The sequence below is a fragment of the Actinomadura violacea genome (assembly GCF_017573465.1).
GTDB classification, from domain to species: Bacteria; Actinomycetota; Actinomycetes; order Streptosporangiales; family Streptosporangiaceae; genus Spirillospora; species Spirillospora violacea.
Genome location: NZ_JAGEPF010000017.1, coordinates 100,430 through 124,266 on the forward strand (window position 1 = coordinate 100,430; position 23,837 = coordinate 124,266).

15 protein-coding genes are annotated in these 23,837 nt (G+C 72.4%); 6 read left to right on the plus strand and 9 right to left on the minus strand.

Going from position 1 to position 23,837, the window contains the following annotated elements; translation table 11 throughout:
- Positions 1-7: 7 nt before the first annotated feature.
- Both J4709_RS27350 and J4709_RS27355 read right to left on the minus strand, forming a co-directional pair.
- Positions 8-2,698: a DUF6049 family protein gene (locus J4709_RS27350; protein ID WP_208244673.1), complete on the minus strand. Its 2,691-nt coding sequence runs from the start codon at positions 2,696-2,698 to the stop codon at positions 8-10.
- Between the two features lie 146 nt (positions 2,699-2,844).
- Positions 2,845-3,489: an aminoacyl-tRNA deacylase gene (locus J4709_RS27355; protein WP_208244674.1), complete on the minus strand. Its 645-nt coding sequence runs from the start codon at positions 3,487-3,489 to the stop codon at positions 2,845-2,847.
- A 347-nt stretch (positions 3,490-3,836) separates the two neighbouring features.
- Between J4709_RS27355 and J4709_RS27360 the strand changes: the two genes are divergently transcribed.
- Together J4709_RS27360 and J4709_RS27365 are read left to right on the plus strand one after the other, a co-directional pair.
- Positions 3,837-5,306, plus strand: a complete 1,470-nt coding sequence (locus tag J4709_RS27360; protein ID WP_208244675.1) for a CCA tRNA nucleotidyltransferase — start codon at positions 3,837-3,839, stop codon at positions 5,304-5,306.
- Positions 5,303-6,616 carry an adenosylmethionine--8-amino-7-oxononanoate transaminase gene (locus tag J4709_RS27365; RefSeq protein ID WP_208244676.1) on the plus strand — a complete coding sequence of 438 codons (1,314 nt, stop codon included), beginning with the start codon at positions 5,303-5,305 and terminating at the stop codon, positions 6,614-6,616. The genes J4709_RS27360 and J4709_RS27365 overlap by 4 nt, the downstream gene beginning before the upstream one ends.
- Positions 6,617-6,626: 10 nt before the next feature.
- Here the strand turns inward: J4709_RS27365 and J4709_RS27370 are convergent, their stop codons facing one another.
- From J4709_RS27370 to J4709_RS27385, 4 genes are all read right to left on the minus strand, one after another.
- Entirely contained in the window at positions 6,627-7,949 is a 1,323-nt protein-coding gene (locus J4709_RS27370) for an MFS transporter (RefSeq protein ID WP_208244677.1), read from the minus strand.
- Between the two features lie 287 nt (positions 7,950-8,236).
- Positions 8,237-10,006: an ABC transporter substrate-binding protein gene (locus J4709_RS27375; protein WP_208244678.1), complete on the minus strand. Its 1,770-nt coding sequence runs from the start codon at positions 10,004-10,006 to the stop codon at positions 8,237-8,239.
- Positions 10,007-10,200: 194 nt separating this feature from the next.
- The gene (locus J4709_RS27380) at positions 10,201-11,280 is read right to left on the minus strand and encodes an inositol-3-phosphate synthase (RefSeq protein WP_208244679.1); all 1,080 of its coding nucleotides are present in this window, start codon (positions 11,278-11,280) and stop codon (positions 10,201-10,203) included.
- 113 nt (positions 11,281-11,393) lie between these two features.
- Positions 11,394-12,014, minus strand: coding sequence for a PadR family transcriptional regulator (locus J4709_RS27385; RefSeq protein ID WP_173097671.1), 621 nt, complete (start codon positions 12,012-12,014; stop codon positions 11,394-11,396).
- Between the two features lie 513 nt (positions 12,015-12,527).
- Between J4709_RS27385 and J4709_RS55755 the strand changes: the two genes are divergently transcribed.
- The 3 genes from J4709_RS55755 (at position 12,528) to J4709_RS27400 (ending at position 20,844) form a co-directional block, all read left to right on the plus strand.
- A complete protein-coding gene (locus J4709_RS55755) occupies positions 12,528-16,157 on the plus strand; it encodes a transglycosylase domain-containing protein (RefSeq protein WP_208244680.1) in 3,630 nt (1,209 codons plus the stop codon).
- A 574-nt stretch (positions 16,158-16,731) separates the two neighbouring features.
- The gene (locus tag J4709_RS27395; protein ID WP_232384127.1) at positions 16,732-19,263 is read left to right on the plus strand and encodes a transglycosylase domain-containing protein; all 2,532 of its coding nucleotides are present in this window, start codon (positions 16,732-16,734) and stop codon (positions 19,261-19,263) included.
- A 138-nt stretch (positions 19,264-19,401) separates the two neighbouring features.
- Entirely contained in the window at positions 19,402-20,844 is a 1,443-nt protein-coding gene (locus tag J4709_RS27400; protein ID WP_232384128.1) for a glycosyltransferase family 87 protein, read from the plus strand.
- Positions 20,845-20,868: 24 nt separating this feature from the next.
- Here the strand turns inward: J4709_RS27400 and J4709_RS27405 are convergent, their stop codons facing one another.
- Both J4709_RS27405 and J4709_RS27410 read right to left on the minus strand, forming a co-directional pair.
- Positions 20,869-21,807, minus strand: a complete 939-nt coding sequence (locus J4709_RS27405; protein WP_208244681.1) for a MerR family transcriptional regulator — start codon at positions 21,805-21,807, stop codon at positions 20,869-20,871.
- Positions 21,808-21,935: 128 nt separating this feature from the next.
- Positions 21,936-22,427 carry a hypothetical protein gene (locus J4709_RS27410; protein ID WP_208244682.1) on the minus strand — a complete coding sequence of 164 codons (492 nt, stop codon included), beginning with the start codon at positions 22,425-22,427 and terminating at the stop codon, positions 21,936-21,938.
- 328 nt (positions 22,428-22,755) lie between these two features.
- On the opposite strand from J4709_RS27410, the gene J4709_RS53650 reads away from it, so the two are divergent.
- Positions 22,756-23,226 (plus strand): barstar family protein, encoded by a 471-nt coding sequence (locus tag J4709_RS53650; protein ID WP_208244683.1) that lies wholly within the window; start codon positions 22,756-22,758, stop codon positions 23,224-23,226.
- 42 nt (positions 23,227-23,268) lie between these two features.
- Here the strand turns inward: J4709_RS53650 and J4709_RS27420 are convergent, their stop codons facing one another.
- Entirely contained in the window at positions 23,269-23,655 is a 387-nt protein-coding gene (locus tag J4709_RS27420; protein WP_208244684.1) for a DUF4190 domain-containing protein, read from the minus strand.
- Between the last annotated feature and the right edge of the window lie 182 nt (positions 23,656-23,837).

Here is a 23,837-nt window from a genome sequence, read left to right on the forward strand (position 1 = left end):
CGGGATGTCAATCGCGGTCTCGGCCGCGATGTTCGCCGCGGTGCGCGGCGTGCCCGCCGGTGCTTGGCCCGGGTAGCCCGCCGGGTTCGCCGGGACCGGACGGCCCTGCGGCGCCTGGGGCTGCGGGGGAGCCGGGGGCCGCTGATGGCGCGGCTGCCGGGGAGGTTGCGGGGGGTACGGGGGCTGCTGGCCCCGCGCCGGGTAGCCCTGCGGGGTCTGCTCCGGGTAGCCCTGCGGCCCCTGGGCCGGCGGGGGTCCCTGGGGCGCCGGGTATCCCTGCGGCGGACGGCCCCGTGAAGGACCGCCCTGCGGCGGACGCCCCTGCGGAGGGCCCTGCCGAGGGCCCGGCTGGGGGTTCTGCGGGCGGTACTCCGGACCCGGGGTACCCGGACCCTGGGAACCCGGACCCCGGGAACCCGGGACCGGGGAATCCGTCCCCCGGTTCTCCGGACCCTGCTGGTCCCATTCCGGTCGACCCGTCACCGGCTGCCTCCGCTTTCCGGCGGCGCCTCGCTCTGATGGCCCGCACTCCGACGCCCACGAAGAGTACGGCAAGTCCGCCACCGGTGATGAGCAGGGACAGCCGCCCGTACCCGGTGGTGCGGACGGTGATGGTGGCGCTGCTGAAGACCTTGCCCGAAGCCGGGTCCCGCAACTCCAGCCGGACGTCGAAGTTGCCGTTGCCCGCCGCCTGCGCGGGGAACCAGCGCTGCTGCTGCTCCCCCGGCCGCAGCGTGATGACGTCCTCGTCCTTGTCGAGCTTGCCGAGCTGCAGCTTGGCGGTGTTCGCGGACACGGCGACCAGCCGCACCTGCACCGACTGGCCGTGCAGGGTGTTCTTGACGGTCACCGGGAACTTGCCGGAGCTGCCCGCGAGGTTCGTCCGCCGGTTCTTGGTGGTGACGATCCGGACCCGCGCCATCTCGTGGTCGAGTTCGCCGGACAGCTCGATCCGCGCGTTGCGGGCGCGGGCCGGGCTCGTCCGCCAGGACGCCGACTGGACGCGCAGCAGGGCGCGCTCGTAGGAGATGCCGATCGGCTCCGTCATGATCGCGCGGAACCGGGCGGCGCGGCGGGCGATGGCCGCGACCTGGTCGAGGTAGGCGCTGCCGAGCTCGTAGCGCTGGTAGCCGTCGTTGTAGGCGCGCAGCGTCCGGGCCTGCGCGCGAACCCGCTCGATCTTGTCGAGGCCCGCCGGGCGCAGCCACGACGCGCCCTTGGTGAACTTCAGCAGGTGGTCGGCCAGGCCGGGGGCGGGGTTCCAGTTCCGGTCGGGGGCGATGACCAGGGTGCGCCGGACGTTGGGCGCCTCGCCGGCGATCACCGCGGTCTCGGCGAGGAACCGCTGCTCGGTGAGGACGGCGCCGCCGGGGGCCCGCGAGTTGGCGCTGACGACGTCGTTCAGGCCGGAGTCGTAGATCAGCGTCTTGTGGGTGCCCTGGTGGGCGGTCCGGATCGCGCTGGTGGCGTTCGCCGCCTCGCCCTGCGGCAGGTCGCCGAACTGGAGGTCGCTCATCAGGAACGACCCGCCGCCCTTGAGGCCGTACTTGGCCAGCGCGTCGAGCGTGTCGGGGCCGGCGACGCCGTAGGGCGGCCACGCGTAGCGCGCGTCGGGGGCGCGGCCGATGACGTCGGAGGCGACGCGGGTGTTGCGCGGGTCGAACGCGGTCGCGATCGGCCCGGTCGTCTTGAGGCGGGCGAGCGCCACGACGTCGGGGTCGGCGTACGGGAGGGTGAAGTAGCGGTGGTCGCCCTTCGCGGCGTTCCGCAGGGCCGTCAGCCACGCGGCCGCGGCGGGGCTCTTCTTCACGGTCTTGGTGGACGTGTCGGATCCGGGCGTCAGCACGTGGTAGTCGTGCCGCGCCATCTGCTGGACGTCGTCGAGCAGCGCCGGGTCGACCGCCCAGGTGACGGGGGTCTTGGGGTTGGCCGTGACCGCGCCGACGAGGTCGTTGAGGCGTCCGGTGCCGGCCAGTTCGGGCGCGAGCCGGTCGTCGAGGAAGATCGAGTCGCCGGTGCGGTGCTGCTGGTCGGCGAGCGGCAGCACCCAGCCGACGGCGACGGGCTGGAAGTGCGTCTGCTTCGGCATGAACGTCACGAACGTCGTCACGCCGCCGACGACCTGCTGCGCGGAGTTCAGCACCTCGACGCCGACCGGGTAGACGCCGGGGGTGCCGCTCGGCGCGGCCAGCCCGAGCGAGGCGACGGGGACCTTGAACTCCCAGTTCTGCTTGCCGCCGGCGGCGCCCGCCTGCGCGATCTGCTTGGCCTCGCCGGAGACGGGGAGCTGGTTCGCGGTCATCTGGGCGTACTGGTCGAGCTGGCTGCGGCTGCCGATCGGCTGCCGGCCGTAGCGCAGCCGCAGCGTCAGGCCGCCGATCTCGTGCCCGGACCGGTTCTGCGCCAGGCCGCGGATGTCGAGCTTGGAGTTCGCCTTGAGCGGCTTCGGGCTGACCTTGGTGAGCGCGAGGCCGACCTGGGCGCGGCCGCGTCCCAGGTCGGGGGTCTGCGGGGCATCGGGGGAGCCGGGTTGAGCCGCGTCGGGTTGCGCCGCCTCGGGTGGGGCGGCGCCGGGTTGCGCGGCCGCGGCCCGGGCGAGCGCGCCGGTGCCGGGGGCGGCGGCGAGCGCGGGGCCCGCCCCCACCGCGAACCACGGCAGCACGGCCGCCAGCGTCACCGCGCGTCTGACCGCTCTCACGCCGTCTCCGCCCTCACGCCGTGCCCGCGCACAAGTCCGCCCGACGGCCGCCCGGCGCCGGGTCCGCCGCGGGGCGGAGGTCGATTTCCCGCACCACGGCCCCGATGGTAGTCGGGACCGGCCGGGCGCCGGACTTCCGATCCGGATCAGCCCACCGGACGGCGCCGATCCGGCGTGTTCGCCGCGCCGCGCCGGGGCCCGGGCGCCGGGAGGTCCGGCACGGCGGCCAGATCGACGGGCTTGGCCTGGCACAACGCGGCGAGGTCGTGGCCGCGGATGCCGAGCGCCGTGGACGGCTCGCCGGTCGGGGTGTAGACGACGTCCGGACCGGGCGGGCCGTCCGCGAGCCGCTGGTCGATCAGCAGCGGCATCGACTCCGGCAGCAGCAGCGGGCACACCAGCCCGGCCGCGTACTCGGTGACGGCGTTGACCAGGTCGGCGCGGGCCGGGACGACCCGCGCGGCGCCCATCGCGCGGCGGACCGCCTCGCCGGGCGGCCGGTCCCCCGCCCGGACGATCACCCCGGCCAGGAACCGCCGGCCCCGGCCCCGGTCCCGGCGCGGGCCGCCACGACCGAGGCCGCCACCGAGGCCGCCGCCGTGGCCGCCGCCGTGGCCGCCGCCGGAGTCGTCGTCGCAGGTGAAGACGCGCGTCACCAGGCACCGGTCGGCCGGGAGGCCGAGCGCCTTCGGCAGTTCGTCGGCGTGGGCGATGCCGATGGGCAGCCGCACGATCTCGTGCACGGCCTCCCATTCGAGCAGCGCGCGGTGGAGGGTGAGGGCGTCCTTCATCAGCTGGCTCCGTCCCGCGGGGCAACTCCCCGCCACATCCCCGCGCCGGTCTCCCTGTGCCCCCGTACGTCGCACTTTGCGGGGAATGTCCCCACATACCCGAGGAGCTCGGTCCAACACGCGTCCAACCGCGGGTCGAGCCTCCGCGGAGCCTCCCGGGCGCGTCGCGGCGCATGTGCGGCGGACCGGCGGCCCGCGGATCCCGATACCGTGGTGGGTACGGGAGGCTCACCGGCGGCCGCGCCGATCTCGTCGCAGCGCCCGGAACGTGACCCGGAGCCGACGCCGTGAAGGCCGGCGCCCGCCGAAAGTCCTTTGTCAGCCCGCTCACCAAGGAAATACGCTCGATGGCCGTGCTCGACCAGGTGCCCGACGACAACGAGAACCCCAGCGCCACCGCGAACCGCAGGACCGCGATCGCGGAACTGCTGCGCCGGATAGCGCCGGTCGCCGACGAGCTGGGCGAGCGGTTCGCCGCCGCCGGGCACGAGCTGGCCCTGGTCGGCGGGCCCGTCCGGGACGCGCTGCTGCGCCGGCCGTCCAAGGACGTCGACCTGACCACCGACGCGCCGCCGCAGAAGATCCTGGAGATCATCGACGGCTGGGCCGACAACGTCTGGACGATCGGCATCGAGTTCGGCACGGTCGGGCTGCGCAAGAACGGCCACGAGCTGGAGATCACCACCTACCGCAGCGAGTCCTACGACCCGAAGTCCCGCAAGCCCGAGGTGTCCTACGGCACCTCCCTCGTCGAGGACCTTCGCCGCCGCGACTTCGCGGTGAACGCGATGGCGGCGCGGCTGCCCGGCTACGAGTTCGTCGACCCGTTCGGCGGCCTCACCGACCTGCGGCGCAAACTGCTGCGGACGCCCGGCAGGCCCGAGGACTCCTTCAGCGACGACCCGCTGCGGATGATGCGGGCCGCCCGGTTCGCCGCGCAGCTCGGCTTCACCGTCGCGCCCGACGTCGTCCAGGCGATGAAGGACATGGCGGGCCGGATCGAGATCGTCTCCGCCGAGCGGGTCCGCGACGAGCTGTCCAAGCTGATCTGCGGGACGTACCCGCGCGAGGGCCTGGCGCTGCTCGTCGACACCGGCCTCGCCGCGCACGTCCTGCCGGAGCTGCCGAAGCTGCGGCTCGAGATCGACGAGCACCACCGGCACAAGGACGTCTACGAGCACTCGCTGATCGTCCTGGAGCAGGCGATCGCGCAGGAGAAGGAGGGCCCCGACCTCGTCCTGCGGCTCGCGGCGCTGCTGCACGACATCGGCAAGCCGCGGACGCGCCGGTTCGAGGCGGGCGGGCGCGTCTCGTTCCACCACCACGAGGTCGTCGGCGCGAAGATGACCCGCAAGCGGCTGACCGCGCTGCGCTACCCGAAGGACGTCATCGCCGACGCGTCCCGGCTGGTCGAGCTGCACCTGCGGTTCCACGGCTACGGCACCGGCGAGTGGACGGACTCGGCCGTCCGCCGGTACGTCCGGGACGCGGGGCCGCTGCTCACCCGGCTGCACAAGCTCACCCGCGCCGACTGCACCACCCGCAACAAGCGCAAGGCCGACCGGCTCCGCCGCACCTACGACGACCTGGAGACGCGGATCGACCGGCTCGCCGAGGAGGAGGAGCTCGCCGCGATCCGGCCCGAGATCGACGGCAACGAGATCCAGGAGATCCTCGGCATCAGGCCGGGGCCGCTCGTCGGCAAGGCCTACAAGTTCCTCCTGGAGCTGCGCCTCGACCAGGGGATGGTCGGCAAGGAGGCCGCCGAGCGGGAACTGCGCCGCTGGGCCGCCGAGGAAGGGATCAAGCCCGAATGATCTCCCTGCAGCTGGGCCGGATGAGCCCCGCCGAGGCCGAGCGGATGCTCGCCTTCGACCGCGACCACATCTGGCACCCGTACGCGCCGATGCCCGCGACGGAGAATGTGCTGCCCGTCGTGTCCGCCGACGGCGTCCGGCTCACCCTCGCCGACGGCACCGAGCTGATCGACGGGATGTCGTCGTGGTGGGCCGCGATCCACGGCTACAACCACCCGAAGCTGAACGCCGCCGTCACCGGGCAGCTCGGCAAGATGGCGCACGTCATGTTCGGCGGCCTCACCCACCCGCCCGCCGTCCGCCTCGCCGAACGCCTCGTCGAGCTGACGCCCGAGCCGCTGACGAAGGTCTTCTTCGCCGACTCCGGCTCCGTCGCCGTCGAGGTCGCGATCAAGATGGCGATGCAGTACTGGCGGTCGCAGGGACGCCCCGAGCGGCACCGGCTGCTGACCGTCCGCGGCGGCTACCACGGCGACACCTTCGGCGACATGGCCGTCGCCGACCCCTTCAATGGCATGCACCGCGAGTTCAGCGACGTCCTCGCCCGGCACGTGTTCGCGCCGGTGCCGCCGCCCGGCTACACCGCCGACCCCGACCAGGGCTACATCGACGAGGTCGCGAAGCTCGCCGCCGAGCACGCCCACGAACTCGCCGGGATCATCGCCGAGCCGATCGTCCAGGGCGCCGGCGGCATGCGCTTCTACGCCCCCGAGTACCTGCGCGCCCTCCGCGACATCGCCGACGAGCACGGCCTCCTGCTGATCCTGGACGAGATCGCCACCGGGTTCGGCCGCACCGGCGAGCTGTGGGGCTGCGACCACGCCGAGGTCGTCCCCGACATCATGTCCGTCGGCAAGGCCATGACCGGCGGATACATGACGATGGCCGCGACCCTGTGCACCGACCGCGTCGCGGACGGCATCACGTCCGGCAAGGCGGGCGCGCTCATGCACGGGCCGACGTTCATGGCGAACCCGCTCGCCGCCGCCGTCGCGTCCGCGTCCATCGACCTGCTGCTGTCGCGCGACTGGCGGACCGAGGTCGACACCATCGAAGCCGTCCTGACCAGCGAGCTCTCCGGCGCCGAGGAGCTGCCCGGGGTCGCCGGCGTCCGCGTCCTCGGCGCGATCGGCGTCGTCGAGGCCCGCGAACCCGTCGACATGGCCGCCGTCCAGGACCTCGCCATCGCGCACGGCGTCTGGCTCCGCCCGTTCGGGAAGCTGATCTACACGATGCCGCCCTACGTGTGCACCGAGGACGAGGTCGGCCACATCGGCGCCGCGCTCCACGCGATCGCCGAGTCGCTGTAGCCGGCTCCGGCTAGTCCCGCACCGGGACGGGCTTCGGGCCGCGGGCCGACGCCGTCCAGAACGCCGCCGCGCCCGCCGCGTACGCGACGACCACCGCGACCAGCGTCATCGACGCGACCCCGTCCGCCGGCAGCCAGGTCGCGGCCAGCGCCGCCGCCGCCGCGAACGTCGTGTTGAACAGCATGTCGTACACCGAGAACACCCGGCCCCGGTACGCGTCGTCGATCGACTCCTGCAGCGTCGTGTCGACGCACAGCTTGATGCCCTGCGACACGACCCCGAGCGCGAACGCGCCGGCCGTCCACGTCTTCTCCGAGAACGGCAGCCCCAGCAGCAGCATCCCCGCCGACGCCGCGGCGAGCTGCAGCGCGATCCACGCCTGCTTGCTGATCCGCCGCACCACCGGCGGCGTCACCAGCGCCGCCGCGAAGTAGCCCGCGCCCGACACCCCGAGCATCAGCGCCAGCGTCGCCAGCCCCTCGTCGGCGCTGTCGGCGAAATGGCCGCGGCACAGCAGCAGCGTCATCATCAGGATGATCCCGTACACGAACCGGTGGAACGAGATCGCCGCGAGCGCCAGCGCCGCCTGCCGCCGCCCCGCGATGTGCCGCGCCCCGTCCGCCAGGCCCGTCAGCACCGCGCCGAGCGCGTCCCGCACCCCCTGCGCGTCCTGCCCCGGGCCGCGTCCCGCCAGCGCCTCCGCCTCCGCCGGGTACGGGCCGAGCAGCCCCCGCGGCAGCAGCGTCGCGATCGCCCCGGCGGCCAGGTACATGCCCGCGCCCGCCGCCAGGATCAGCGCCGTCCCCTGCTGGCCGCCGCCGAACAGCGCCCGCAGCAGGTAGCCGGCGCCGCCGCCGACGAACGCGATCACCGTCCCGCTCGTCACCGAGAACGCGTTCGCCGTCACCAGATGCTCGCGCCGCACGACGTGCGGCAGCGCCGCCGACAGCGCGGACAGGAAGAACCGGTTGACGCCGAGCACCACCAGCACGGCCAGGAAGAACCCGACGCCGTCCTGCCCGCTCGCGACCAGCGCCGCGACGACCAGCACGACCATGGCCCGCAGCACCGGCGTCCACACCAGGATCTGCCGCCGCTGCCACCGGTCGATGAACACCCCGGCGAACGGCCCGAGCGCCGAGTACGGCAGCAGCGTCACCGCGAACGCCGCGGCCGCCTTGCCCGCCGTCGCCTGCCGCTCCGGCGAGAAGAACACGTAGCCGGCCAGCGCGACCTGGAAGACCCCGTCGGTGAGCTGCGACGTCAGCCGCGTCGCGTACAGCCGGCGGAAGTCCCGGCCCCGCACGATCGCGCCCAGCTCACCCGCTTTCACCTGATCAAAGTACCCGCCGCCCCGACCCCCGCGGCCCCGCCGCCTCGCACCCCCGCACCCTTTTTGCCCGCCGGACACCGACCCGGGCCGCAGCCGCCCCGCCGGCGGCGCACTTGTGCCCAGCCGTCAGCGACCTCGACCGTTGCGATCGCGTCCGAAGGCGGATTCGAGCGAAGCGAGAATCCGATGCGCAGCGAGGCCCCCAGGGCCGAGTCGGAGCGATGCAGCGATCGCACGCAGGGCCCGTTGAAGGGAGGGCCCACAGAGCCCGGCCGCCGAGGGCACTGCTAAGACAACCAGAGCCTGGTGTAGTCGTAGCCGGCGGCGGTGGGGACGAAGACGGCGCCGTGGACGCGCGACGACCGGAAGATCGTGTGGGCGCGGTCGAGGAGCGGGACGATCGCGGCGTCCGCCATGATCAGCTGGTCGGCCTGGTGCCAGTAGCCGGCCGCGTGGGCGGCGTCGGGGGCGGTGAGGGCTCCGTCGATCAGGGCGTTGACCTGCGGGTTGTCGTAGCCGCCGTAGTCGGTGGAGTTCGGCCCGTAGGAGCGGCCGTCAAAGAGCGGCTGGATGATGGAGCGGCCGTTGTTGCCGTACCAGTCGGGCGTCCAGCCGGGCGCGGCGATGTCCCACTGGCCTTCGCGGGCGCGCGCGGGCGTGGCGATGGTGTCGGAGTAGAAGGAGCCGCCGGTGTCGGCGGTGAGCTCGGTCTTGACGCCGCAGGAGGAGAGGTTCTCGGCGATGGACTGGGCGATGAGCTTGTGGACGCTGTTGGTGCGGTACGGGAACTTCAGCGTGATCTTGCGGTGCCCGGTCTTGGCGAGGAGCTGCCGGCACTTGCCCGGGTCACCGGACTCGTTCGGCGTCGGGTAGGGGTCGGCGGCGGCGTAGCCGGAGTTGCCGGGCGGGATGACGGTGTGCAGCGGCTGCGCGACCGACGGCCCGCCGACGATCTTGATGAGGGCGCTGCGGTCGATCGCGTACTCCAGCGCCTGCCGGACGGCGCGGTCGCCGAGCGCGCCGCCGTTGTTCGGGCTGTGCAGGTTGAACACCAGGTAGGGGCTGTTGCTCGGGGTCTCCCGGATGGCGAAGCGCGGGTCGTCGCGCAGCCGCGGGATCGCGGCGGTGGGGACGGGCTGGTCCCAGGCGAGGTCGGCGGCGCCCTGCTCGATCTGCTGCTGGACGGTCTCCGGGGAGTCCTGGCCGAGGGTGATCTGGATGCGCTCGACGTGCCGTTCGCGGATGGGGTCGGTGTCCTGCCGCCAGGCGGGGTCGCGGGTCAGCAGGTAGGAGATCCCGGGACGGTACTCGGCGATCTGGTACGGCCCGTCGGAGATCATGTGCCGGCGCAGCTCGGGGCTGTCGGGCACGTACGCGTCGTACTCGCGGGGCGCGGCGGCGGTGAACGGCAGCGACAGCAGGTTGAGGAAGTCGCTGGCGGGGCGCTTCAGCCGGAACACCAGCGTGCGGTCGTCCTTGGCGCGGACGCCGTCGATGCCGTGGGCGCGCTGGTAGCCGGCCATCGCGGCGGCGTCCTTGCCGTCCACGGCGCCGAAGCCGCGGCAGAACCCGTCCATCCCCTTGATCGTGGAGATGTAGTAGCCCTTGCCGGCGGACGGGGACGCCGGGTTGCACAGGCGCTGGAACCCGCGGACGAAGTCCTGCGCGGTGACGGGCCGGGGCGGCGAGGCGTTCCACATGACGCCGTCGCGCAGCCGGATCGTGTAGGTGCGGCCGTCCTTGCTGACGTCGCCGTTCTCCTTGCTGGGCAGCCGCGCGGCGACGTCGGCCTGGACGGGGACGGTCTCGGCGAAGTCGTTGGACGCGCGGGTGGCGAACAGCGTCCGGGCGAAGGTGCGGACGAGCCCGTACCCGCCGACGCTGGCGACCGACGCGGTGTCCAGGTGCTCGACGTCGGACGAGCCGACGATCCGCAGCGTGTCGCCGTCGCGGGGCGGGCCGTCGGCGGAGGCGCCGTCGCCCCCTCCGCCGCACGCGGCCAGCCCGACCGCGAGCCCGGCGATCCCCGCCGTCAGCTTGACCACCTCGCGCGCCATCTCGTCCTCCAGTCCGGCACTCGGCAGCTGGTGTGCGATAACCGGCGGTGTCACAGTAGGGCCAGAGCGTGACAAAGGGCCGCTACATCACCGTTTTATGTAGAGAAGTAAGGACGCCCTGACAGTGGGATGTCCACTGTCAGGGCGTCCTGGGAGAGCTTTGTGACGAGACTCTCAGCGCCGCGAGGCGGGGGTCAGCGCTCGACCTCGCCGGCGATGAAGCGCTCGACGGCCTGGCGGGCCTGGTCGTCGTTGTACTGCTCCGGCGGCGACTTCATGAAGTAGGAGCTGGCCGACAGGATCGGGCCGCCGATGCCGCGGTCCTTGGCGATCTTCGCGGCGCGGACCGCGTCGATGATGACGCCGGCGGAGTTCGGGGAGTCCCAGACCTCCAGCTTGTACTCCAGGTTCAGCGGGGTGTCGCCGAAGGACTTGCCCTCGAGGCGGACGTAGGCCCACTTGCGGTCGTCCAGCCACGGCACGTGGTCGGACGGGCCGATGTGCACGTCGGCCTTCGCCATCTCGTGCGGGATCTGCGAGGTGACCGACTGCGTCTTGGAGATCTTCTTGGACTGGAGCCGCTTGCGCTCCAGCATGTTCATGAAGTCCATGTTGCCGCCGAAGTTGAGCTGGTACGTGCGCAGCAGCTCGACCCCGCGGTCCTCGAACAGCTTGGCCATGACGCGGTGCGTGATGGTCGCGCCGACCTGCGACTTGATGTCGTCGCCGACGATCGGCACGCCGGCCTCGGTGAACTTGGCGGCCCACTCGGGGTCGGAGGCGATGAACACCGGCAGCGCGTTCACGAACGCGACCTTGGCGTCGATGGCGCACTGGGCGTAGAAGCGGTCGGCCGCCTCCGAGCCCACCGGCAGGTACGACACCAGGACGTCGACCCGCGCGTCCTTCAGCGCCTGCACCACGTCGACCGGCTCGGCGTCGGACTCCTCGATGATGTCGAGGTAGTACTCGCCGAGGCCGTCGAAGGTGTGGCCGCGCTGGACGGTCACGCCGGTCGGCGGGACGTCGGCGAACTTGATGGTGTTGTTCTCGCTGGCGTGGATGGCCTCGGACAGGTCCATCCCGACCTTCTTGGCGTCCACGTCGAACGCGGCGACGAACTCGACGTCGCCGACGTGGTAGTCGCCGAACTGGACGTGCATGAGGCCGGGGACACGCGTCTCCGGGGAGGCGTCCTTGTAGAACTCGACACCCTGGACAAGCGAAGAGGCGCAGTTGCCCACACCCACGATGGCTACGCGCACGGAACCCATCCGATTGCTCCTTTAACTCTCTTGCGGTTGCGATCCTCGCCCGCCCCGGAGGGCGAACGCCACCACTGGCGGGACCTGAGGTGGAGTTCACCCGTCCCAGGTGGGGCCGCTCCTCAGCGGCCCTTGTCCCGAGGCATGTCGTTGTCTTTTTCGAAAGATCTGGCTTGCTGTTCCTGCTCGGCCCGCTCGCGCCCGATCAGCTCGTTGAGCCAGCGGACCTCGCGCTCGACCGACTCCAGCCCGTGGTTCTGCAGCTCCAGGGTGTAGGAGTCGACCCGTTCCCGGGTCCGGCCGAGGGCGGCGCGGACGCTCTCCAGGCGTTCCTCGAGCCGGCTGCGCCGGCCTTCGAGGATCCGGAGCCGGACGTCGGCGCGGGTGTGCGAGAAGAAGGCGAAGTGCACGCCGAACCCCTCGTCCTCCCAGGACGCCGGACCGGCCTCGGTCAGGAGGTTCTGGAGCCGCTCCTTGCCCTCGGCGGTGAGCTTGTAGACGATCTTCGACCGGCGGCTCTGCAGGGCCAGCGTCGCGTTCGGCTCCTCCGGCCGGTCCTCGATGATCAGCCCGTTGGCGAGGAGCTGCTTGAGGCACGGGTAGAGGGTTCCGTACGAGAAGGCGCGGAACATGCCGAGCAGGGTGTTGAGCCGCTTGCGCAGCTCGTACCCGTGCATCGGGGACTCGTGGAGCAGGCCGAGCACGGCGAGCTCCAGCACGCCCGCGCCCTTCTTGCCCGCCATCGCGAATCCCTCCGCAGAGTCGATGTCTCCGTTCGATGTATCGAGTGAATGTATCGGCTCGATACATCGCAAAGATACGTACCCCACCGCATCCTGGCAAGCCGCCCGCTGGAAACGGGCCGTTCGTGGTGATCGTCAAGGAGGCGTCCGGCGCATGCGGGACCGCGCGCCGGACGGGTGGAGGCGGGCGGGGAGGCGCCCTGGGGGACCGCGAATCCGGCGAATTCAGGGTGTATGTGGTGGAAGTGTGTCAAAGTTGCGGATGGCATCTGCCGACCGTGCCCTGCCTCCCCGGCCGCGGGGAACGGCGCCCCGGGCGGTGGCGAAGTGAGGAGGATCAGCCGACGAGAGGGCGTCCGACCAGCACGGACGGTGCTCCGCCATGCACCGCGCTCCCCCCGCTCACCAGCCCGCACAGTACTCTTCGGACGGCGCACGAGCCGCCGCGGCACCTGGAGCCCCTCCGGAACCCGCGGTGACCCGCCCGTCGTCGTCCCCTGTTGATGAGGTCGCGTGAGTAATCCAAGCCAGCCCCGACCGGAGTCCGGGTCGCCAGGGCCGGGCGGGCACCAGATCCCCCGTCTCGGCCGCACCGGTGAACCGGAGGTCCCGGACGCCCGTCCCGGCGACGCCGCCACCGGCGGGCCGACACCCCCGCCCGCGCCGGGCGCCCCCGGCCAGAGCCCCGGACCCCTCGGCTCCCCGCCGCCGCCCGTGGACGCCTCGGGGATCAGGCTCGACGCGACCGCCGTCTTCGGCACCCCCCCGTCCGGCTCCGGCACCCCCGCGCCGCCGCCCCCCTCCGGGGCGCCGCAGGGCCACGGCCCGGCCGGCCCGCCGGGCTCCGAACCGTCCGGCTTCGACGCCGAGCGCACGCAGAACATCGGCCCGTCCGCGCCGCAGCCGCCCGCCGCGCCGCCTGCGCCCGCGCCACCTGCGCCCCCGGGCGTGACCGGGCCGGTGAGCCCGCAGCCGAGCGCCGCCTTCCTGCCGGACGACCCGCTCGGCTCCTCCTTCATGGGCGGCGCCGCCCCGTCCGGCCCCTCGGCCGTGTCCGGGCCCGGCGCGGGCTCCGCAGGCCAGAACGACTTCGGCGGCGACCCGCTGGGACAGGGCCCGTCCTTCGGGTCCGCGTCGTCCTCGCCGCCCGCCGGGGACCCCCTGGGCCAGGGTCCGCTCGCCGGGCCGTCCCCGTCCGGTGGCCCCGGCTCGTCCCCCGGGCCGCTCGGCGCTCCGACCGGTGGCGACCCGGGTCCCATGACCATGCCCGACCTGCACGGCGCCGCCGTCTCCCCGCACCCGGGCTCCCCCGGCACCCCCGCGGGCCCCGGCGGCCAGGCCGGTCCGGGTGGCCCCGGCGGACCGAACGGCCCTGGTGGGCCCGCCGGTCCCGGCGGCCCGAACGGTTTCAATGGCCCGAGCGCTCCTCACGGTCAGGCCGGGCCGGGCGGCCCGAACGGCCCCGGTGGTCCCAATGGTCCCGGCGGTTTCGGTGGTCCGAACGGCCCCGGTGGCCCGGGCGGGCCTGGCGGGCCCAACGGTCCCGGTGGGCCCGGTGGTTTCGGTGGGCCCGGCGGGCCCGGGATGCGGGGCGGGCCGGCCGGGTTCGGGTCGGCGGGCGTGCCCGGCGGGGCCGGAGGCGCGGGCGCAGCCGGCGGTCCGGGGGCCGCGGTGAGCGCCGGCGTGACGGCGGCGCTCGGCGCGGTCAGCGGAGTGGTCGCCAAGTTCCGCAGCGGCGGCGCGTCCGGCGGTCCCGGCAAGCCCGGCGGTCCGGGCGGTCCTGGCGGCCCCGGAGGCCCGGGCGGTCCCGGTGGTCCGGGCGGGCCCGGCGGTCGGGGACGGCGGGCCGCGAAGAAGTCCTTCGTCGACCACCTGCGGTCGCGCAGCACGGGATGGCGGCGGTTCCTGCCGTCCTGGAAGCTCGTGACCGGTGTCCTGCTGCTCGGCGTCGCCGGCCTCGTCACGATGATCGGGGTGGCGTACGCGAACACGCCGACGCCGGCGGAGCCGACGGTGGCGGGCGTCGAGGACCAGGCGTCGATCTTCTACTACTCCGACGGCAAGACCGAGATCGGGCGGATCGGCAAGAAGCGGCAGAGCGTCGAGCTGAACAAGGTGCCGCCGTTCGTCCAGGACGCGGTGCTGGCCGCGGAGAACCGCAGCTTCCGCACCGACCCCGGGTTCTCGATCCGGGGCACGGGGCGCGCGGTGTGGGTGAACCTGACCGGCGGGCACGGCGGCGGGTCGACGATCACCCAGCAGCTGGCGAAGAACTACTACTCCGACCCGAACAACCGGACGATGAGCCGGAAGTTCAAGGAGCTGTTCATCGCGGTGAAGCTGGACAAGAGCCGGTCCAAGAACGAGATCCTCAAGCTGTACCTGAACACGATCTACTTCGGCCGCGACACCTACGGCATCCAGGCCGCGTCGCGCGAGTACTTCGGCGTGGACGTGTGGCAGCTCAAGCCGGACCAGGCGGCGCTGCTCGGCGGCATGATCCAGGACGCGAACAAGGACCCGGCGGACAAGGCCAACAAGGCGTACGTGCAGAGCCGGTACCAGTACACGCTCAAGGGCATGGTCGCGATGGGCAAGATGTCCAAGGCCGATGCCGACAAGTACATGCAGCACGTGCCGGCGGTGAAGAGCGCGGGCAGCGGCGACCAGCTGTACGGCGGGCAGCGCGGCTACATGCTGATGCGCGCGAAGGAGGAGCTGCGCCGGCAGGGCATCCAGCAGTCGGAGCTGACGACGAAGGGCCTGCGGGTCTACACGACGTTCAACCGCGAGCGGATGGCGATGGCGAAGAAGGCCGCCGAGCACACCGTCCCTCAGGTGAACCCGAAGAAGCTCGCGAAGCAGGGCATCCGGGTGGGGCTGGTGTCGGTGAACACCGCGAACGGCGAGGTCGTGGCGTTCTACGGCGGGCCGGGCTATCTGGAGCAGGCGTTCGACAACGTGTGGAGCGGCTCCGCGCAGGCGGGGTCGGCGATGAAGCCGTACGTGCTGGCGACGGCGCTGAAGCAGAACTACAGCCTCAAGAGCATGGTCGAGGGCAAGTCGAACACCCCGATCGACGCGGGCACCGGCAACGTCGTCCCGAAGGGGTCGCCGAACTCGGTGACGGTGCCGAACAGCCATGACGTCGCGCCGGCCGTCGACCTCGTGACGGCGCTGAAGGAGTCGGTGAACACCGCGTTCATCCAGCTGATCGCGAAGGTCGGCGTGCCGGAGACGATCGAGACGGCGGAGGACGCGGGGGTCTCCTCGGATCTGCTGGAGCCGTACAAGCACCAGCTGAACCTGGCGCTGGGCGTCAACGACATCCGGCCGGTCGAGCAGGCGGCGGGCTACCAGGCGTTCGCCAACGGCGGGGTGTTCCACGAGCCGCACGTGATCCGGATCGTCAAGCAGAGCGACAACAAGACGGTGCGGCTGAGGCCGAAGGTCCAGACGCGCCGGGTCTTCGACCCGAAGGTGGCGGCGGACGCGACGTACGCGCTGCAGCAGGTCATCAAGAGCGGTACGGCGACGGCGGCGGCGCTGCCGGACGGCCGTCCCGCCGCGGGCAAGACGGGGACGACCGACCGGAACGTCTCGTCGTGGTTCATCGGGTTCGTGCCGCAGGTGTCGACCGCGGTGACGATGTACAACGACAAGCTCGGGCCGGACCACAAGAAGAAGTCGGTGGTGCTGCCGCAGATCGGCGAGGTCGAGGGCGGGTCGATCCCGGCGCGCATCTGGCGCTCGTACATGGCGCAGGCGACCAGGGGCATGGAGGTCCAGCCGTTCCCGAACCCGGTGTGGGGCGGACTCGTGCAGAAGTGGGCGAAGCTGCCGCCCAAGAAGAAGAAGCACGACGACAGGCCGCCGTGGTGCAACTCCCCGATCGGCAAGTACGACCCGCGGTGCAAGGACGGCGGCGGTGGCGGCGGCGGTGGCGGCGGGCAGCCGTGCCAGTCGCCGTTCCAGACCGACTGCAACCCGAACAAGCCGCCGAGCGACCCGCCTCCGCGCTGGTGGTGCACGATGCACCGGGGCGACCCGGCATGCCGCAAGCAGCGGGGCGGCGGCGGCCCCAACCAGCCGAACGGCGCGGCGCTGGCGCCGCTGCTCACGCTCACGAGGCCGCCGGAATGAGCGCGCTCCAGGACGCGAACCGGCCCCGGCTGAACCGGCCGGGGCACCGGCGCGCGTATCCATGGCCGACGGCCTGGTCCCGCCCGCAGGGCGCCGGGACCCGGGCCGCCCCGGCCGCGTCCACCGTCCCCCTCGGCGGATCGGGGTGTGACATGAGCCATGTCCGTATGACGCCGTGCGGCGCGGCGGCGGACGTCGCACGTCCCGATGCGCCGGTGCAGGCCGCGGCACGGCGGGGCAGGTCGTCCCGCCGGAGCGGCCCCGTCCGCTACGGGTCCGGACATTCCGGTCTCGTCGGGCACGTTCCAGTGCGTCCGTCCGTGCCGGGGAGGGGCGTCGTTCCTCCCCCGCCCCCCGCGCCCGCGGGTGAGCAGTACGCTCGGACGACGCAAAGCCGTACCCCAGTTGATGAGGTCGCGTGAGCAACCCAAGCCGTTACGGACCCGAATACGGAGAGGGCCCCCCGCCCAGGAGGGGCTCCCCCCGCCCCGGCGCCCAGGGATCGTCCCAGGGCGCGCCGCGCGGGGGCCAGGGCGCGCCGCGCGGAGGCCAAGGGGCGCCGCGCGGATCGCAGATGGGCGCGCCGACGCCCGGCAGGGCCGCGCCGCGGCCCGGGTCCCGGCCGGGTCCCCGGCGGGGCACGGGTCCCGCGCGGGCCGGCGGGCCGGGCGGGCCGGGCGGTCCCGGCGGGCGCCGCCGCGCCGCGCCGCCGAACGCGATGCGCTCCGGTCCCGGCGGCCCGGGCGGTCCCGGTGGTCCGGGAGGTCCTGGGGGCCCCGGCGGGCCGGGCGGCCCCGGTGGTCCCGGCGGGGGCGGCGGCGGACGCAGCGGCCGGCGCGGACGGCGCAAGGACAAGCCGGAGAAGACCGGCTGGCGCAAGTACGTCCCGAACTGGAAGATCGTCACCGCGGTCATCACCGTGGGGATCCTGGGGACGGCGACGCTGATCGGGGTGGCCTACGCCAACACCCCGATCCCGACGGCGACGCAGGACGACGTGAAGAAGCAGGCGTCGGTCATCAGCTATGACGACGGCAAGACCACGATCGCGCGGGTCGGCATGAACCGCGAGATCCTCCCCCTGAAGGACATCCCGGACGTCGTTCAGCACGCGGTGCTCGCCGCGGAGGACCGGGAGTTCTTCAACGAGCCGGGCATCTCGCCGAGCGGCATCGCCGGCGCGCTGTACCGGGCCGCGACCGGCGGGGACGTCAACGGCGCCTCGACGATCACCCAGCAGCTCGCCCGCAACTACTACAAGGGCCTGAGCCAGAAGCGGACCGTGAGCCGCAAGCTGAAGGAGATCCTGATCTCCGTTCGGCTGGGCAACGAGAAGCAGAAGAAGTGGATCCTGGAGCAGTACCTCAACACCGTCTTCTTCGGCCGCGACGCCTACGGCGTCCAGGCCGCCTCGCGCGCCTACTTCCACAAGCCCGTCAAGGACATCAACGCCTCGCAGGCGGCGCTGCTGGCCGCGATGATCCAGCGTCCGACCTACTTCAAGTCCTTCGGCTCCGACTCCGACCCGGCGAAGCAGGCGCTCATCTCCCGCTGGAACTACGTCATGGCCGGCATGGAGAAGAAGCAGTGGATCACGCCTGACGAGAAGGCCAAGGCGAAGTTCCCGAAGACGTTCGAGAAGTGGAGCGACATCAAGGACACGGGGCAGTCCGGGTACCTCACCGACCGTGTCATCGCCGAGCTCAAGACGCTCGGCATCTCCAAGCAGAGCGTCCAGACGGCGGGGCTGCGGATCACGACCACGTTCGACAAGAATCTGCAGGACTACACCGCGGTGGCCGTCAAGCAGTTGAAGCAGGAGAAGAACTTCAACAGCAGCATCCACTTCGGTCTCACCGTGGTCGACCCTGCTACCGGCGGGGTGGTCGCCGCCTACGGCGGCCCGAGTTACAAGACCCAGCAGTTCGACGACTCCTTCCAGGGTGCGGTGCAGCCGGGTTCGTCGTTCAAGCCGATCGTGCTCGCGACCGCGCTGGACAACAACGTCAGCCTGAAGACGACGATGGACGGCCACTACCGGCGCGTCATCAACGGGACGGCGTTCACGAACGACAGCCACGCGGAGAACGGCGTCTTCGACCTGAAGGAGATGACGGCCAAGTCCATCAACACCGCCTATGTCGACCTCGGCCAGAAGGTCGGGCTGGACAAGGTGGTCGACATGGCCGAGAAGATGGGCATCCCGGCGAACACGCCGGGCCTCAACGCGACCTACACCTCGCTGCCCCTCGGTGTCATCGACGCGACGTCGGTCACGATGGCGGGCGTCTACCAGACGTTCGCCGCGAACGGGGTGCACCGGCCGCCGCACGTGATCCAGTCGATCACGGACGCGAACGGCAACCCGATCAGGAACGACGCGGGCAAGCCCATCAAGAAGAACCCGTGGGGCACGAAGGAGACGAAGGTCTTCGAGTCGGGGGTCGCGGCGGACGCCACGGAGGCGATGCGCGGTGTCGTCACGCACGGCACCGGTACCGGGGCGAGCCTCGGTTCCCGTCCGGTCGCCGGCAAGACCGGTACGTCGTCGCAGAACAAGTCGGCCTGGTTCGTGGGCTACACGCCGGAGTACGTGACTTCGGCGGCGATGTGGCGGCAGGACAAGAAGGGCAACCGCCAGTCCCTGGTCGGCGTCGGTGGGTACAGCCAGGTCTACGGTGGTACCGTCCCGGCCGAGCTGTTCAAGATGGTCATGACGAAGGCGCTCGAGGGCAAGGAGATCAAACCGTTCCCGCCCGCGGTCTACGGCGGTGAGGTCGCCCCGTGGGCGGCGGCCAAGCCGCAGCCGACCACGTCGCCGTCGAACACGCCGTCGCCGACCATCACCCCGTCGTGCGGGAACAACGGCCAGGGGCAGCAGCAGCCGCAGAACGGGCGGCCTTGCCACACCAAGTCACCGAACCCGACGACCACGTCGCCGACCCCGAACCCGGGGGTGCCGTGCAACGGCATGGGGATGCCGTTCGGCTGCGACCCGAACCTCCCGCCGACCGACCCGAACGACCTGAGGCGGTGGTGCAAGACGCACCCGAACAACCAGGCGTGCAGGGAGCAGGACCCGAACACCCCGAACGGAACGAACTGAGCGCGAGCGCGTGACCGGAACGGCCCGGAGCCAGGGAGGCTCCGGGCCGTTCCGCTTTCCTGAGGGTTTCCTGGACGTCCCGGTCCGCGGGCGGTGCGCCGACGCGTTCTTTGCGCGGGGACCAATAGTCTGCTGTCCATGTCGTCGTCTTTTGAGAGGGTCGCCATGGCCGGCGCCGCTGCCGGGACGGATCCGGCGGGCGAGCGCGGCCGGACGGCGCGGCTCGCGCCGGTCCTCGCCGGGGTCGCGGCCCTGGTGTGCGCGCTGGGCTGGCTGCAGAAGCAGCCGTGCGCGTCGGCGAAGTTCGACTTCATCAAGACGACGCAGCACGCCTGCTACACCGACGTGTACCCGCTGTACTACGTGCGGGGCCTGAACGACGGGAAGATCCCGTACTTCGACTCGTTCACCGGCTCCGACATCCACCACGTCGAGTACCCGGTGCTGAGCGGCGGCTTCATGCAGCTGGCCGCGTGGCTGGTCAAGCCGTTCGGGGTGGACGCGCGGGGGATGGCGTTCTACAACGTGACGGCGCTGCTGCTTGCGGTGCTGGCGATCGTCGCGGTGCTGGCGACGGCGTACGCGGCGGGGCGGCGGTCGCTGCGGGCCGGGCTGATGGTGGCGCTGTCGCCGTCGCTGCTGCTCACCGCGTACATCAACTGGGACCTGCTCGCGGTGGCGCTGGCGGCGCTGGCGCTGGCGGCGTGGTCGGCGCGGCGTCCGGCGCTGGCGGGCGCGATGCTGGGGCTGGCGATCGCGGCGAAGTTCTACCCGCTGCTGTTCCTCGGCCCGCTGGTGCTGCTGTGCGTCCGCGCGGGGCGGTGGCGGGCGATGGGGCGGATGCTGGCGGGCACCGCGGGCGCGTGGCTGGTCGTGAACGTGCCGGTGATGGTGTTCGCGTGGGACGGCTGGGTGGAGTTCTACAGCTTCAGCCAGAAGCGCGGCATCGACTGGGGTTCGGTCTTCTTCTTCCTGCAGGACCACGGGTTGTCCGGCCTGGCGTCCAACACCGACGAGCTGAACCTCGCGGGCACCGGGACGTTCCTGGTGCTCGCCGCGGGGATCGCGGTGCTCGCGCTCGCGGCGCCGCGGCGTCCGCGGCTGCCGCAGCTGATGTTCCTGGTGCTGGTCGCGTTCATGCTGCCGAACAAGGTGTGGTCGCCGCAGTACGTGCTGTGGCTGCTGCCGCTCGCGGTGCTGGCGCGCCCGAAGGTCCCGGCGTTCGTGGTCTGGCAGGTCGGCGAGATCATCTACTTCTTCGGCATCTGGTGGTACCTGATGTCGGTGTCGCTGCAGGTGCCGGGGGCGGACCTGTCGTCGACGCTGTCGGCGGTGGCGCACCTCGGCGCCCCGGAGGGCGGGATCGGCCACGACGTGTACGTCATCGCGCTGCTCGCCCGGTTCGTCACGGTGCTGGCGATGGCGGTGCTGGTGGTGTGGGACGTCCTGCGCCCGTCCGGCGACATCGTGCGGACGGGCGGCGAGGACGACCCGGCGGGCGGGGTGCTCGACGGCGCGGACGACGTGGTGTCGCTCCGCCGGTGGCGCGGCGCCCGGCACCTGGCGCCCCAGGCGACCTGACGCCGCGCCCCGCGTCGCGCCCGGTCAGTGGCGCAGCGCGGCGATGAACCACTCGAACACCGGGACCAGCGACGGCGGCACGGGCCAGCCGTTGATCACGGCGAGCAGCTGCCAGTACCGTTCGGCGCGGCGGTCGCCGCCGACCTCGAGCCGGTGCAGCAGCCGGGCGCGGAACTCCGGGCCGTCCTGCTCGCCGAGCGCGTCCGCGTAGGCGGCGGCGAGCTCGTCGACGACGGGACGGGCGGCCTCCGACGCGGGGTCGACGCCGTTCCCGGCGGCCTCGCCCGCCTTCCGGACCGTGATCTCGGTCAGTTCGGGCAGGCCCTCAGTGGCGGTGCCGCGCGCGGACTCCTCGGCCTGGAACTCCGCCATCCGCCGCACGGCGGCGCGGAAGCCGGGGTCGCCGACCAGCTCGGCGAGCTCGACCCACGCGTCGACCTGCTCGGGCGACGGGTCGTCGGGCAGCTCCGGCAGCGCCGCGCGCATCTTCGCCGCGAACTCGGGGTTCACCTCCAGGCCGGCGAACGTCTCGTCGAGGAAACCGGTGATGATCCGGTTGCGTTCCTCGTCGGACAGCCTGGCGAGCTTGTGCATCAGCTGGACCTCCTCAGGGGCGGAACCGCGTTTAGCCACCGCGCGCAGCACGGCCCGGCGCAGCCGGAGCGTGCGGATCTGCACGTCGAGCGCCTCGGCGTGCGCCGCCGCGACGTCCCCGACGGAGACCTCCCGGTCCAGCACGCGCCGGACGGTGCCGAGGTCGACGCCGAGGTCGACGCCGAGGTCGCGCAGCGTGCGGACGAGGTCGAGGCGGGTGGCGGCCGCGATGTCGTAGAGCCGGTAGCCGGCCGGCGACCGGTCGGTCGGCGGCACCACGCCGGCGTCGGAGTAGAACCGGATCGTCCGGACCGGCAGGCCGGTCCGGCGGGCCAGGTCCCCGATCGTGTACAGGGTGTCGCCGTCCATGTCCTCCACCTTGCGGGTTCCAGTCGGTGGAGACTCAAGCCCGTTCGCGCCGCCTTCTCGAATCCGCCACGCCGGGATGCGCAAGAGCGCGCGCGGGGAGCCCGCGCGCGCTCTCTGCAAGAGGTCGGTCAGCCTGTGTGGGACGGGTCGGCGACGGCCGGCGTGGTGCCCTCGAGGTGGGCGCGGCGCGCGTCCTGGAGGAACTCCTTGGTGAACAGCGCGGACAGCGTCGCGACGCCGCCGCGGTGGATGCGGATCTCGCCGTGCTTGATCTCGCCGGTGATCCGGATGCGGCGGCCGCCGCCGTTCGCGCCGGTCCAGTCCTTGACCCGGCCGCGGCCGGTGTAGCGCAGGTCCCAGTGGTCGATCTCGGCGTCCTGGGGGACGAGCAGCTTGACCATCGAGTGGTCGACGGCCACCTCGATCTCGATGTCGCCGTCGGGGATCCGCGGGGAGCGCAGGTCGAGGACGGCGGAGGCGCGGCGGGCGCGCACCTCGAAGCGGCGGGTCTGCGCCCAGTGGCCGAGCTTCTTGACGGCGCCGTAGTACGCCTGGACGCGGGTGGTGGCGGAGTCGGCGGGGGCGTCGGTGGTGGCCGGGGTGGTGGGCGTGGTGTTCATCTCTGTCTTCCTTCGCGGAATCGGGCAACTACCTCGCTTCGAGAGTCGCTCTCCTAAAGAGTCTCTCGATATAAGAGAGAATAGGGCAGGGGTCGGCCCGCGTCAACCATCGGGAAGGCCACAGTGGAGGCCGCAGTGGAGGCCCCAAGGAGGCCACAGGGGAGGCCGCCGGCGTCGAGCCGGGTCAGCCGGCGACGCGACGGGATCGCCGGGACGATTGCGGCGACTTGAGGATTTCGTAGGTGAATGCCGGGGATGATCGCGGCCGGTGGGGCGAGCGGCCCCGGGTGCCCCGCAGGCGCGGGGAGGACGACTGCCGGGAGACGACGTGAACGCGAATCGAGCACTGGACGAGCTGCTCGCCGGGCGGCTGCGGCCCGGCGTCTACCAGTGGCGGGCGCCCGCGGCCCCCGGTGCCGTCGGCGACACCGCCTGGACGGACCGGGCCGAGGAGGCGGGCTGGCAAGGCTTCCATCTCGACGGCCGCCGTGCCCGCGACAAGGACGCGTTCCTGCGGCTCTGCGCGGAGGTCTTCGAGCTGCCCGGCTGGTTCGGCGGCAACTGGGACGCCCTGCAGGACTGCCTCTCCGACCTGTCCTGGACGCCCGCCAAGAACGGTTACCTCGTCCTCTACGAGTCGTGGGCGGAGCTCGCCGACACCGACCAGGGCGCGTTCCGGACCGTCCTCGATGTCTTCGGAACCGCGGTCAAGGCGTGGCGCGACACCCCCACGCCCATGGTGGTGCTGCTGGCGAGCGTGGGCGTGGAGGTCGCGGGCGTCCCCCGGCTGGCGTTCTAGTGCATCGGGCCGGGCCCCGCCAGGAGGCCGGCCCGGGCCCGGCTAGTACGTCGAACCGGTGGACGCGGCGCTGCCGAACATGATCGCCCACAGCCAGAGGTAGAAGATCCAGACGATCACCCACAGGCCGGTCACGATGTAGCCGAGGATGAGGCCGGCGGTGGCCATCCCCGCGCCCTCCTCGCGCGTCCGCCTGATCTGGCTCTGCGCGACGTGCCCGAAGATGATCGCCAGGATCGACGTCGTGCCGCAGCTGATGATGCCGACCAGGCCCAGGATCATCGCCGCGGTCGCCATGCCGTTGGTCCCGCGGGTGACCGGCGCGCCGCCGCCGTAGTAGTGGTGCTGGACGGCCGGCTGCGAGTACGGCTGGGGAGCGTAGGGGTCGTTCGAGCCGTAGCCGTAGGGATCGTACGGAGGCTGGGCCATGGGGGCTCCCGATCGGTTCGCGCGCCCGCCGCCGAGAGGACGCGCGTGCGCTGATGGGCTGGGGTTCCGGATTATGCCAGTGTGACGTGACATCGCGATTTTGTCGCCATGCCGCCGTCACCGAGGTTGGATGCCGCGCGCGCCGTCCGGGTTCCACGAATGGCCTGATCGTGCCACCGCGC

Excerpts from the sequence above, each read along its gene's own strand:
- J4709_RS27400 (WP_232384128.1), top strand. The coding sequence starts at position 19,402 with ATGTCGTCGTCTTTTGAGAGGGTCGCCATGGCCGGCGCCGCTGCCGGG.
- J4709_RS27360 (WP_208244675.1), top strand. The coding sequence starts at position 3,837 with ATGGCCGTGCTCGACCAGGTGCCCGACGACAACGAGAACCCCAGCGCC.
- J4709_RS27410 (WP_208244682.1), bottom strand. The coding sequence starts at position 22,427 with ATGAACACCACGCCCACCACCCCGGCCACCACCGACGCCCCCGCCGAC.
- J4709_RS27380 (WP_208244679.1), bottom strand. The coding sequence starts at position 11,280 with ATGGGTTCCGTGCGCGTAGCCATCGTGGGTGTGGGCAACTGCGCCTCT.
- J4709_RS27420 (WP_208244684.1), bottom strand. The coding sequence starts at position 23,655 with ATGGCCCAGCCTCCGTACGATCCCTACGGCTACGGCTCGAACGACCCC.
- J4709_RS27405 (WP_208244681.1), bottom strand. The coding sequence starts at position 21,807 with ATGGACGGCGACACCCTGTACACGATCGGGGACCTGGCCCGCCGGACC.
- J4709_RS27395 (WP_232384127.1), top strand. The coding sequence starts at position 16,732 with ATGGGCGCGCCGACGCCCGGCAGGGCCGCGCCGCGGCCCGGGTCCCGG.
- J4709_RS27375 (WP_208244678.1), bottom strand. The coding sequence starts at position 10,006 with ATGGCGCGCGAGGTGGTCAAGCTGACGGCGGGGATCGCCGGGCTCGCG.
- J4709_RS27355 (WP_208244674.1), bottom strand. The coding sequence starts at position 3,489 with ATGAAGGACGCCCTCACCCTCCACCGCGCGCTGCTCGAATGGGAGGCC.
- J4709_RS27385 (WP_173097671.1), bottom strand. The coding sequence starts at position 12,014 with ATGGCGGGCAAGAAGGGCGCGGGCGTGCTGGAGCTCGCCGTGCTCGGC.
- J4709_RS27365 (WP_208244676.1), top strand. The coding sequence starts at position 5,303 with ATGATCTCCCTGCAGCTGGGCCGGATGAGCCCCGCCGAGGCCGAGCGG.